The organism is Streptomyces sp. CB02400 (genome assembly GCF_001905725.1).
GTDB lineage: Bacteria > Actinomycetota > Actinomycetes > Streptomycetales > Streptomycetaceae > Streptomyces > Streptomyces atrovirens.
In genome coordinates, this window is the sequence record NZ_LIWB01000002.1 from 551,667 (window position 1) to 563,670 (window position 12,004).

Below are 12,004 nucleotides of genomic sequence, written 5' to 3' on the forward strand. Positions count from 1 at the left end.
GGCCGGTGCGGGACAATGGAGCACATGCCTTCCGCACTCCCCGACGGCGAGCCCGTCCCCGCCGACGGCGCGCTGCCCGCGTCCGCGCTCGCCGGGGCCGCCGACCGCCCCCTCGGGTTCTACCTGCACGTCCCGTACTGCGCGACCCGCTGCGGCTACTGCGACTTCAACACGTACACCGCGACCGAGCTGCGCGGCAGCGGCGGCGTACTGGCCTCCCGCGACAACTACGCCGAGACCCTGATCGACGAGGTCCGCCTGGCGCGGAAGGTGCTGGGGGACGACCCGCGGCCGGTCCGTACGGTCTTCGTCGGGGGCGGTACGCCGACCCTGCTGGCCGCCGACGATCTCGTACGGATGCTGGGGGCGATCCGGGAGGAGTTCGGGCTGGCGGCGGACGCCGAGGTGACGACGGAGGCGAACCCGGAGTCGGTCGACCCGGCCTACCTGGCGACCCTCCGCGCGGGCGGCTTCAACCGGATCTCCTTCGGCATGCAGAGCGCCCGGCGGCACGTACTGAAGGTCCTCGACCGCACGCACACCCCCGGCCGCCCCGAGGCATGCGTCGCGGAGGCCCGCGCGGCGGGCTTCGAGCACGTCAACCTCGATCTGATCTACGGCACGCCGGGGGAGTCCGACGACGACTGGCGGGCGTCCCTGGACGCGGCGATCGGCGCCGGTCCCGACCATGTCTCGGCGTACGCGCTGATCGTCGAGGAGGGCACACAGCTCGCCCGCCGCATCCGTCGCGGCGAGGTCCCGATGACGGACGACGACGTCCACGCGGACCGCTACCTGATCGCCGAGGAGATGCTGTCGGGGGCGGGTTTCGACTGGTACGAGGTGTCGAACTGGGCCACGTCGGAGGCCGGCCGCTGCCTGCACAACGAGCTGTACTGGCGCGGCGCCGACTGGTGGGGCGCGGGCCCCGGCGCCCACTCCCACGTGGGCGGGGTGCGCTGGTGGAACGTCAAGCACCCGGGCGCGTACGCGGCGGCGCTGGCGGAGGGGCGGTCGCCGGGGGCGGGACGGGAGCTGCTGTCGGACGAGGACCGGCGGGTGGAGCGGATCCTGCTGGAGCTTCGGCTCGAGGAGGGGGTTCCTCTCTCGCTCCTCCGTGAGGAGGGGCTTGCGGCCGCTCGCCGGGCCCTGACGGACGGGCTGCTTCAGCGTGGCCCGTACGAGGAGGGCCGTGCCGCCCTCACCCTGCGGGGGCGGTTGCTGGCCGACGCGGTGGTGCGGGATCTGGTCGACTGACCTTTCCGCGCCCCCGCCGCCCCTTCCCGTCCCGAACCCGGGGCTCCGCCCCAGACCCCGCTCCTCAAACGCCGGAGGGGCTGATTTTCTTGAGGAGCGGGGGTCCGGGGGCAGCGCCCCCGGGATGGGACGGGTAAGGGCGGCGGGGGCGAGGAGATCAGGCCGTGACGAAGTCGATCAGTTCCTCCACGCGGCCCAGGAGCTGCGGCTCCAGGTCCTTGTACGACCGCACCGAGCCGAGGATCCGCTGCCACGCCTCCCCGGTGTTCGCCACCCGCCATCCCAGCGCCGCGCACACCCCCGTCTTCCAGTCCTGCCCCCGCGGCACCCGCGGCCACGCCTCGATCCCCACCGACGCCGGCTTCACCGCCTCCCAGACGTCGATGTACGGGTGACCCACCACCAGCGCGTGCTCACTCGTCACCGACTCGGCGATCCGCCACTCCTTCGAGCCCGGGACCAGGTGGTCCACCAGGACCCCCAGCCGCGCGTCCGGACCCGGCGCGAAGGACTCGACGATCGACGGCAGGTCGTCGACACCCTCCAGGTACTCGACGACCACCCCCTCGATGCGAAGATCGTCGCCCCACACCTTCTCCACCAGCTCCGCGTCGTGCCGCCCCTCGACGTAGATGCGCCCCGCGCGGGCCACCCGCGCCCGCGCGCCGGGGACGGCGACGGAACCGGACGCCGTACGGGCGGGCCGCCGAGGACCGGCGGCCGGCCGCACCAGCGTCACCACGCGCCCCTCCAGCAGGAAGCCCCGCGGCTCCAGCGGGAACACCCGGTGCTTCCCGAAGCGGTCCTCCAGCGTCACCGTGCCCGCCTCGCAGCGGATCACCGCGCCGCAGAAGCCGGTGCCGGGCTCCTCCACCACCAGGCCGGGCTCGGCCGCGACCTCGGGAACCGGCTGCGGTCTCTTCCACGGAGGGGTCAGATCGGCGGAGTACTGGCGCATTCTGATGACGATACGAGGAGCGCGCCCGCCGGGTTCAGTCCGACACGCCGAAACGGGCCGCCAGGGCGTCGCGCTGGGCCCGTACGAACGCCGCGTCCACCACCGCTCCGTGACCGGGGACGTACAACGCGTCCTCGCCGCCCAGGTCGAGGAGCCGGTCCAGCGCGGCCGGCCAGTGCGACGGTACGGCGTCGGGGCCGGCCTGCGGTTCGCCCGACTCCTCGACCAGGTCGCCGCAGAAGACCACCTCCGGGTCGCCGGGGACGAGGACCGCGAGGTCGTGGGCGGTGTGCCCGGGGCCCACGTTCGCCAGCAGCACCTGCCGGCCGCCGACCGGGCCGAGGTCGAGCGTCCACTCGCCGGACACCGCGTGCCGCGGCGGCACCAGCGCGTCCACGGCCTCCTCCGCCGCCCGCGCGTCCAGCCCCCACCGCACCGCGTCCGCGCGCAGCTCCTCACGCCCGCGCCCCGTCAGTACGGTGTCCATGCCCACCGCGCCGAACACCTCCGCGCCCGCGAACACCCCCGCCCCGAGGATGTGGTCGAAGTGGGGGTGGGTGAGCGCGAGATGCGTCACACGGCGACCGGTGAGCGCCTGCGCCTCCGCCCGCAACCGCGCGCCCTCGCCCAGCCCGGAGCCCGCGTCGACGAGCAGCACGCCCTCCGCGCCCACGACGAGCCCCGCCGTGCAGTCCCACCCCGGCAGCCGGCACCGCCCCACCCCGGCGGCCACTTGCTCCCATCCCGACTCTTCCCAAGTCACGGTCATGACGGGACGCTATCGGGGACGACGCCGTCCGGCGCGACGGCGCGGGGACCGGCCTTGCCCGGTGCGTACCCCCCGGCCGTACACTGGGCGGGGAAGTCTGGCACTCGCGTGCGAAGAGTGCCAGGCGGACAGGGAAGGTACCGCGCGGAAGGCTTCTGGAGGTGTGCGCGATGCTCAGTGAACGCAGGCTCCAGGTGCTGCGCGCCATCGTCCAGGACTACGTGGGCACCGAGGAGCCCGTCGGCTCCAAGGCCCTCACGGAGCGGCACAACCTCGGCGTTTCCCCGGCCACCGTGCGCAACGACATGGCGGCCCTGGAGGACGAGGGCTTCATCGCCCAGCCGCACACCAGCGCCGGGCGCATCCCCACCGACAAGGGCTACCGGCTGTTCGTCGACAAGCTGGCCGGCGTCAAGCCCATGAGTCCGCCCGAGCGGCGGGCCATCCAGAACTTCCTCGAGGGCGCCGTCGACCTCGACGACGTGGTGGCCAGGACCGTACGGCTGCTCGCGCAGCTCACCCGGCAGGTCGCCGTCGTGCAGTACCCGTCGCTGACCCGCTCCACGGTGCGGCACGTGGAACTGCTGTCCCTCGCCCCCGCGCGGCTGATGCTGGTGCTGATCACGGACACCGGGCGGGTCGAGCAGCGCATGGTCGACTGCCCGGCGCCGTTCGGCGAGTCGTCGCTCGCGGACCTGCGGGCGCGGCTCAACAGCAGGGTCGCCGGCCGCCGGTTCAGCGATGTGCCGAGCCTGGTCGAGGACCTCCCCGAGGCCTTCGAGGCGGACGACCGCGGTACGGTCTCGACGGTGCTCTCCACCCTCCTGGAGACGCTCGTCGAGGAGAACGAGGAGCGGCTGATGATCGGCGGCACCGCCAATCTCACCCGCTTCGGACATGACTTCCCCCTCGTGATCCGGCCCGTCCTGGAGGCGCTGGAGGAGCAGGTCGTGCTCCTCAAGCTGCTCGGCGAGGCGAAGGACCCGGGCGTGACCGTCCGTATCGGTCATGAGAACGCCCATGAGGGACTCAACTCCACGTCCGTCGTGTCGGTCGGCTACGGTTCGGGCGGCGAGGCTCTCGCCAAGCTCGGCGTGGTCGGACCGACCCGCATGGATTACCCCGGAACGATGGGAGCGGTACGCGCAGTGGCACGGTACGTCGGACAGATCCTGGCGGAGTCGTAGTGGCCACGGACTACTACGCCGTACTCGGCGTGCGCCGCGACGCGTCGCAGGAGGAGATCAAGAAGGCCTTCCGGCGGCTCGCCCGCGAGCTGCATCCGGACGTCAATCCTGATCCCAAGACGCAGGAGCGGTTCAAGGAGATCAACGCCGCCTACGAGGTGCTGTCGGACCCGCAGAAGAAGCAGGTCTACGACCTCGGCGGCGACCCCCTCTCGCAGGCCGGCGGCGGTGGCGCGGGCGGCTTCGGGGCCGGTGGCTTCGGCAACTTCTCCGACATCATGGACGCGTTCTTCGGTACGGCGTCGCAGCGCGGGCCGCGCTCGCGCACCCGCCGGGGCCAGGACGCGATGATCCGCATCGACGTCGAACTCGACGAGGCCGCGTTCGGCACGACCAAGGACATCCAGGTCGACACGGCCGTCGTCTGCACGACGTGCAGCGGCGAGGGCGCGGCTCCGGGCACCACGGCCCAGACCTGTGACATGTGCCGGGGCCGCGGTGAGGTCTCGCAGGTCACGCGGTCCTTCCTGGGCCAGGTCATGACGTCCCGCCCCTGCCCGCAGTGCCAGGGCTTCGGCACGGTCGTCCCCACCCCGTGCCCGGAGTGCGCGGGCGACGGCCGGATCCGTTCCCGGCGCACCCTCACGGTGAAGATCCCGGCCGGTGTCGACAACGGCACCCGGATCCAGCTCGCGGGCGAGGGCGAGGTCGGCCCCGGCGGCGGCCCCGCCGGCGACCTGTACGTCGAGATCCACGAGCTCCCGCACACCACCTTCCAGCGGCGCGGCGACGACCTGCACTGCACGGTCACCATCCCGATGACCGCGGCGGCCCTCGGCACGAAGGTGCCGCTGGAGACGCTGGACGGCATGGAGGAGGTCGACATCCGGCCCGGCACCCAGTCCGGCCAGTCGATCCCGCTCCACGGCCGGGGCGTCACCCACCTGCGCGGCGGCGGCCGGGGCGACCTCATCGTCCACGTCGAGGTCCAGACCCCGACCAAGCTCGACCCGGAACAGGAACGCCTGCTCCGGGAGCTGGCCAAGCTGCGGGGCGAGGAACGGCCCACGGGGCAGTTCCAGCCGGGTCAGCAAGGGTTGTTCTCCAGGCTGAAGGATGCCTTCAACGGGCGCTGACCGGCTGGTGCCGGGCGGGCGGTGGTCTGCTGCCGGGGGCCCGGGGGCGCCCCCCCGGGCAGGCACAGTCAGCCGGGGCGGCAAGGGCTGTTCTCGCGGTTGAAGGACGCTTTCAACGGGCGTTGAGGCACGTGTTCAACAGACGCTGACGCCCTCTCCGCCGCCCTGCCGAAAAGTGGCTTATGCCAAGGGGAAGGGCAGATTCGGTGTTGGTCGGGGGACGTGACAACATGCCGTCATGTCCTCCGTACTGACCGATATCTGCCCGCACCCGATCGTGCAGGCACCCATGGCGGGCGGTGTCGCCGTGCCGCAGCTCGCCGCGGCCGTGTCCGAGGCGGGCGGGCTCGGTTTCCTGGCCGCCGGGTACAAGACCGCGGACGGGATGTACCAGGAGATCAAGCAGCTACGGGGACTGACCTCCCGGCCCTTCGGCGTCAACCTCTTCCTGCCGCAGCCGGAGACGGCCGACCCGGCCGCCGTCGGCGTCTACGCCCACCAGCTGGCCGGCGAGGCCTCCTGGTACGAGACCCAGCTCGGCGACCCCGACAGCGGCCGCGACGACGGCTACGACGCCAAACTCGCCGTGCTGCTGGACAACCCGGTGCCGGTGGTGTCGTTCCACTTCGGTGTGCCGGCCCGCGAGGTCCTGGACTCCCTGCGCCGCGTCGGTACGTTCACGCTGGTCACCGCCACGACCGCGGAGGAGGCCCGGGCCGTGGAACGGGCCGGCGCGGACGCGGTGATCGCACAGGGCGTGGAGGCCGGCGGCCACCAGGGCACCCACCGCGACGTCCCGGAGACGGACGGCTCCGGCGTCGGACTGCTCTCCCTCGTCGCCCAGGTCCGGGAGTCGGTCGGCATCCCGGTCGTCGCCGCCGGCGGCATCATGCGCGGCGGCCAGATCGCCGCCGTCCTCGCGGCCGGTGCCGCCGCGGCCCAGCTCGGCACGGCCTTCGTCGCCGCCCACGAGTCCGGCGCGCACGCCCTGCACAAGCGGGCCCTCACCGACCCCCTGTACGCCCGCACCGAGCTGACCCGCGCCTTCTCCGGCCGCCCGGCCCGCGCCCTGGTCAACCGTTTCCTGCGCGAGCACGGCCCGTACGCGCCCGCCGCCTACCCGGACGTCCACCACCTCACCGCGCCCCTGCGCAAGGCCGCCGCAAAGGCCGGCGACGCGCAGGGCCTGGCGTTGTGGGCGGGGCAGGGGCACCGGATGGCCCGCGAGCTGCCCGCCGGGCAACTGGTGGAGGTGCTGGCCGCCGAACTGGCCACCGCCCGGACGGCGTTGTCGGCGGGAGGTGCCCGATGACCGCGCCGGTGTTCGTCGTCGACCACTTCGACACGGACGGCTCCGGCCGCTACGTGCTCGACGGACCCGAGGGACGGCACGCCGTCTCCGTGAAGCGGCTGCGGGCCGGCGAGGGCGTCGTCCTCACCGACGGGGCCGGCCGCTGGGCCGAGGGCGAGGTGGATGCCGCCGAGGGCAAGGACCGGCTGATCGTGCGGCTCGGTGAAGTCGTGGAGGAGCCCGAGGAGTTGCCCCGGCTCACCGTCGTGCAGGCCCTGCCCAAGGGGGACCGGGGCGAGGTGGCCGTGGAGACGATGACCGAGGTCGGCGTCGACGTGGTCGTGCCGTGGGCGGCGGCGCGTTGCATCACGCAGTGGAAGGGGGAGCGCGGGCTGAAGTCCCTCGGCAAGTGGCGGGCGACGGCGCGGGAGGCGGGGAAGCAGTCGCGTCGGGTGCGGTTTCCGCGGGTGGCGGACGCGGCGACGAGTAAGCAGGTTGCCTCACTTCTCGCCGAAGCGGAGTTCGCGGCTGTGCTGCATGAGAGCGGTACGGAATTCCTGGCGACCGCCGAACTTCCCACCTCCGGTGACATTGTTCTGGTCGTCGGGCCCGAGGGTGGTGTCTCCCCGGAGGAGTTGGCCCTCTTCGAGGCGGCCGGTGCGCGGGCCTATCGGCTGGGGCGGAGTGTGTTGCGTACGTCCACGGCCGGTACGGCCGCGGCGGCGCTGCTGCTCGGGCGTACGGGGCGTTGGTCCTGACCTGAGGGTTTTCGCCCCCGCCGCCCCTTCCCGTCCCGAACCTGGGGCTCCGCCCCAGACCCCGCTCCTCAAACGCCGGAGGGGCTGGAGGTCAGCCCCTCCGGCGTTTGAGGAGCGGGGGTTCCGGGGGCAGCGCCCCCGGGATGGGGCGGGTAGGGGCGGCGGGGGCGAAGAGACAAGTGACCATATGCGCCCTACCGCCCCGCCCGCGACGGTGGCAGGCTGCCGTTCATGGGGGCGATGAAAAGGGTTCCACGCCGGTGGCGACGACAGGTGCTCGCCGTCGGCTTCGCCGTGGCCGCCGTAGCCGGGGTCACCGCGTGCGAGGGCGGCGGACTCGGCTCCGCGGCCGTCGCGTTCACGACCGACGAGACCGTGACCGAGGAACTCAACCGGCAGAAGGCCGACGTGCGCTGGCTCAGCTGCACCGGCTCCTTCGGGGACGAGAAGGGCCGGGACACCGTCGCCTCCGTCGACTGCAAGGGCGAGACCCAGGACGGCAAGGAGATCACCGTCACCGGCAAGGTCACCCACGCCGTCAACGGCGCCTGCGTACGCGGCAACCTCATCGCGAAGGTCGACGGGAAGCAGCTGTTCCGGGTCGACGGCCTGGGCGACTGCGACTCCACCAGCCCCCCGCGCGTGGGCGAACCCACTCGGCGCGGACAGAACCCCGGCCCCGACCCCACCGTCACCGTGACCGTCACGACGACCGTGTGGTGCGAGCAGTACCCCTCCTGTCGCCCCGTCGAGGGCAAGTGATCCAAACCTCTGTCCAGGCAGCTCCCCCGTGCATAGGGTGATCGGGTGACACAGCCCGCATCGGTCGCATCCGCCGCTTATCTCCGGTTCCCGCATCTGCACGGCGAGTTGGTCGCCTTCACCGCAGAGGACGACGTGTGGCTCGCCCCGCTCGACGGCGGCCGGGCCTGGCGGGTCAGCGCCGACAACGTGCCCGTGACCCAGCCCCGTATCTCGCCCGACGGCACCACCGTCGCCTGGACCTCCACCCGCGACGGCGCCCCCGAGGTGCACATCGCGCCCGTCGACGGCGGCCCCGCCAGACGCCTCACCCACTGGGGCAGCACCACCACCCGGACGCGCGGCTGGACGGCGGACGGCCGGGTCCTGGTGACCAGCTCCCAGGGCCAGGCCAGTTTCCGCCGCACCTGGGCCCGCGCCGTCCCCCTGGACGGCGGCCCCGCCACCACCCTGCCCTACGGCCCCGTCGGCGACGTCGCCCAGGGCCCGCACACCGTGCTGCTGTCCGCGCCGATGAGCCGCGAGGCCGCCTGGTGGAAGCGCTACCGGGGCGGTACGGCGGGCAAGCTGTGGATCGACCGTGAGGGCGACGGCGAGTTCGTACGGCTGCACGAGGACCTCGACGGGAACATCGAGTGCCCGCTGTGGGTGGGGGACAGGATCGCGTTCCTCTCCGACCACGAGGGCACCGGCGCCCTGTACTCCTCCCTCGCCGACGGGTCGGACCTCCGCAGGCACACCCCCCTCGACGGCTTCTACGCCCGGCACGCCGCCGGCGACGGCACCCGCGTCGTCTACTCCAGCGCCGGTGAACTGTGGCTGCTGGACGGCCTAGACGGGGACGGGCCGCGCCGCCTCGACATCCGGCTCGGCGGACAGCGCGTCGACCTCCAGCCGTTCCCGGTGAACGCCGCCCGCTGGTTCGGCGCCGCGGCCCCCGACCACACCGCGCGCGGCAGCGCCGTCTGCGTGCGCGGCACCGTCCACTGGGTCACCCACCGCGCCGGCCCCGCCCGCGCGCTCGCCGCGACCCCGGGCGTACGGGCCCGGCGGCCCCGCACCTTCCGTGCGGACGGTGAGGAGTGGGTGGTGTGGGTGACCGACGCCGAGGGCGACGACGCCCTGGAGTTCGCCCCCGCCACCGGACTCGCCCCGGGCGCCACCCCGCGCCGGATCGCCGCCGGGCGACTGGGCCGCGTCGTGGGGCTCGCCATGGCCCCCGACGGCAGCCGCGCCGCCGTCGCCTCCCACGACGGCCGGGTCCTCCTCGTCGAGCGGGAGACCGGCGAGGTCCGCGAGGTCGACCGCAGCGAGGACGGTGACGTCTCCGGGCTGGTCTTCTCGCCCGACTCCTCCTGGCTCGCCTGGTCCCACCCGGGACCGCGCCCGCTCAGCCAGCTCAAGCTCGCCAACACCACCGACCTGTCGGTCACCGAGGCGACCCCGCTGCGCTTCCAGGACTACGCGCCCGCCTTCACCCTCGACGGCAAGCACCTCGCGTTCCTGTCGACCCGCTCCTTCGACCCGGTCTACGACGAACACGTCTTCGACCTGGCCTTCGTCGAGGGCGTACGGCCGTACCTGATCACCCTCGCGGCGACCACCCCGTCGCCGTTCGGCCCGCAGCGGCACGGCAGGCCCTTCGAGACACCGGACCGGGACGAGACACCCGACAGCGAGGGCACCCCCACCACCCGCATCGACCTCGACGGCCTCGCCGACCGCATCGTGCCGTTCCCGGTGGAGGCCGCCCGCTACACCAACCTGCGCGCCGCCAAGGACGGCGTGCTGTGGCTGCGGCACCCGGTGCGCGGCGTGCTCGGCGCGTCCCGCGCCACGCCCGACGACCCGGACCCCAAGACCGACCTGGAACGCTACGACCTCGCTCAGCAGCGCATCGAGCACCTGGCCGTGGACGCCGACCACTTCGAGGTCAGCGGCGACGGCAAGCGGGTGCTGCTGTGGACGGACAGGCGGCTGAAGGTCGTACCCAGCGACCGGCGCGCCTCCGGCGACGACGACAGCGACACCAACATCACCGTCGACCTGGACCGCGTACGCCAGTTCGTCGACCCGGCCGTCGAGTGGCGGCAGATGTTCGACGAGAACGGCCGCATCATGCGGGACAACTTCTGGCGTCCCGACATGAACGGTGTGGACTGGGACGGGGTCCTGGACCGGTACCGGCCCGTGCTCGACCGGCTCGCCACCCACGACGACCTGGTGGACCTGCTGTGGGAGGTGCACGGCGAACTCGGCACCTCGCACGCCTACGTCATCCCGCGCGGCGGCTACGGCGACGGGGCGCGGCAGGGGCTGCTCGGGGCGGACATCTCCCGTCACGAGGACGGCAGTTGGCGGGTCGACCGGATCCTGCCCACGGAGACGTCCGACCCGGACGCCCGGTCGCCGCTCGCCGCGCCGGGGGTCGCCGTACGGGTGGGGGACGCGATCGTCGCCGTCGCCGGGCAGCCGGTCGATCCGGTGACCGGGCCGGCGCCGCTGCTGGTGGGGACGGCGGGGAAGCCGGTGGAACTGACGGTGTCGCCCGCGGGGGGCGGCGAGCCGCGGCACGCGGTGGTGGTGCCGCTCGCCGACGAGGAGCCGCTGCGGTACCACGCGTGGGTCGCGGACCGGCGGGCGTACGTGCTGGAGAAGTCCGGCGGGCGGCTGGGGTACGTCCATGTTCCCGACATGCAGGCGCCCGGGTGGGCGCAGATCCATCGCGACCTGCGGGTGGAGGTGCTGCGGGAGGGGCTCGTCGTGGATGTGCGGGAGAACCGGGGCGGGCACACGTCGCAGCTCGTGGTGGAGAAGCTGGCCCGGCGGGTCGTGGGATGGGATCTGCCCCGGGGGATGCGGGCGGAGAGCTATCCGAGGGATGCGCCCCGGGGGCCGGTGGTGGCTGTCGCCAACGAGTTCTCCGGGTCCGACGGGGACATCGTCAATGCGGCGATCCGTGCGCTGGGGATCGGGCCTGTGGTCGGTACCCGTACGTGGGGAGGCGTGATCGGCATCGACAGCCGGTACCGGCTGGTGGACGGGACGCTTGTCACCCAGCCGAAGTACGCCTTCTGGCTGGAGGGGTACGGGTGGGACGTGGAGAACCACGGGGTCGATCCGGACGTGGAGGTCGTGCAGCGGCCGCAGGATCATGCGGCGGGGCGGGACGTGCAGTTGGACGCGGCGGTGAGGCTGGCGTTGGAGACGCTGGAGTCGACGCCGGCGAAGGTGCCGCCGGCGCTGTCGTGAGCGGGGGTGTGCGCGCGGCCCGGCGCTTACGGGGCGCCGCTGCGCCCACCCGTGCCGCCCCAGCGGCACGACTGCCCGCAGCTACGGAGTTCCCGCGGGCAGTCGTGCCTCCCCCAGTGCCTTGAGGGCCTGGGAGGTGCCCCCAGCGGCACGGGTGGGCGCGACGGCGCCCGGTGAGCGCCGGTGAGCGGGACCGGCCCCCGTCCTGCGGCACGACTGTCCGCGGGAGTGGGCGCGGGTACGATGCTTCGTACTTGATCAGCTGGCTTGAGGAGGGTGTATGGCTGGGGAGCCTCAGGACGACTGTCTGTTCTGCAAGATCGTTGACGGGAGCATTCCGGCGACGATCGTGCGGGAGACCGAGACCACCGTCGCGTTCCGTGACATAAACCCCCAGGCGCCCACCCATGTGCTGGTGATTCCGAAGGCGCATCACCGGGACGCCGCCGCCCTCGCCGCCGCCGCGCCCGAGCTCGCCGCGGACGTGCTGCGGGAGACGCAGGCCGTCGCCGACGAGGAAAAGCTGGAGAGCTACCGCATCGTCTTCAACACCGGCAGCGGCGCCGGCCAGACCGTCTGGCACGCGCACGCCCACGTCCTGGGCGGTCGCGGTCTCGAGTGGCCCCCCGGATAA

The 12,004-nt window shown here is 73.2% G+C and carries 10 protein-coding genes; 8 read left to right on the forward strand and 2 right to left on the reverse strand.

Going from position 1 to position 12,004, the window contains the following annotated elements; all coding sequences use genetic code 11:
• The first annotated feature begins 24 nt into the window (after positions 1-24).
• Entirely contained in the window at positions 25-1,257 is a 1,233-nt protein-coding gene (hemW, locus tag AMK33_RS07555) for a radical SAM family heme chaperone HemW (RefSeq protein WP_073932086.1), read from the forward strand.
• 157 nt (positions 1,258-1,414) lie between these two features.
• On the opposite strand, the gene AMK33_RS07560 is transcribed toward hemW, so the two are convergent.
• A complete protein-coding gene (locus tag AMK33_RS07560; RefSeq protein WP_073931941.1) occupies positions 1,415-2,215 on the reverse strand; it encodes a DUF3097 domain-containing protein in 801 nt (266 codons plus the stop codon).
• A gap of 34 nt (positions 2,216-2,249) precedes the next feature.
• On the reverse strand, positions 2,250-2,984 hold the full coding sequence (locus tag AMK33_RS07565) for an MBL fold metallo-hydrolase (protein ID WP_073931942.1): 735 nt from the start codon (positions 2,982-2,984) through the stop codon (positions 2,250-2,252).
• Between the two features lie 170 nt (positions 2,985-3,154).
• Here AMK33_RS07565 and hrcA point away from each other — a divergent pair, with 170 nt between their 5' ends.
• The 7 genes from hrcA (at position 3,155) to AMK33_RS07600 (ending at position 12,004) form a co-directional block, all read left to right on the forward strand.
• Positions 3,155-4,171 carry a heat-inducible transcriptional repressor HrcA gene (gene hrcA, locus AMK33_RS07570; protein WP_030858250.1) on the forward strand — a complete coding sequence of 339 codons (1,017 nt, stop codon included), beginning with the start codon at positions 3,155-3,157 and terminating at the stop codon, positions 4,169-4,171.
• Entirely contained in the window at positions 4,171-5,307 is a 1,137-nt protein-coding gene (gene dnaJ, locus AMK33_RS07575) for a molecular chaperone DnaJ (protein WP_073931943.1), read from the forward strand. Before hrcA ends, dnaJ begins: the two co-directional genes overlap by 1 nt.
• A gap of 238 nt (positions 5,308-5,545) precedes the next feature.
• Entirely contained in the window at positions 5,546-6,619 is a 1,074-nt protein-coding gene (locus AMK33_RS07580; protein ID WP_073931944.1) for a nitronate monooxygenase, read from the forward strand.
• On the forward strand, positions 6,616-7,356 hold the full coding sequence (locus AMK33_RS07585; RefSeq protein WP_073931945.1) for a 16S rRNA (uracil(1498)-N(3))-methyltransferase: 741 nt from the start codon (positions 6,616-6,618) through the stop codon (positions 7,354-7,356). Before AMK33_RS07580 ends, AMK33_RS07585 begins: the two co-directional genes overlap by 4 nt.
• A gap of 231 nt (positions 7,357-7,587) precedes the next feature.
• Positions 7,588-8,118 carry a hypothetical protein gene (locus tag AMK33_RS07590; RefSeq protein WP_073931946.1) on the forward strand — a complete coding sequence of 177 codons (531 nt, stop codon included), beginning with the start codon at positions 7,588-7,590 and terminating at the stop codon, positions 8,116-8,118.
• 45 nt (positions 8,119-8,163) lie between these two features.
• Complete coding sequence (locus tag AMK33_RS07595; protein WP_073931947.1) at positions 8,164-11,370, forward strand: S41 family peptidase; 3,207 nt, start codon at positions 8,164-8,166, stop codon at positions 11,368-11,370.
• Between the two features lie 280 nt (positions 11,371-11,650).
• Positions 11,651-12,004 (forward strand): histidine triad nucleotide-binding protein, encoded by a 354-nt coding sequence (locus AMK33_RS07600; RefSeq protein ID WP_073931948.1) that lies wholly within the window; start codon positions 11,651-11,653, stop codon positions 12,002-12,004.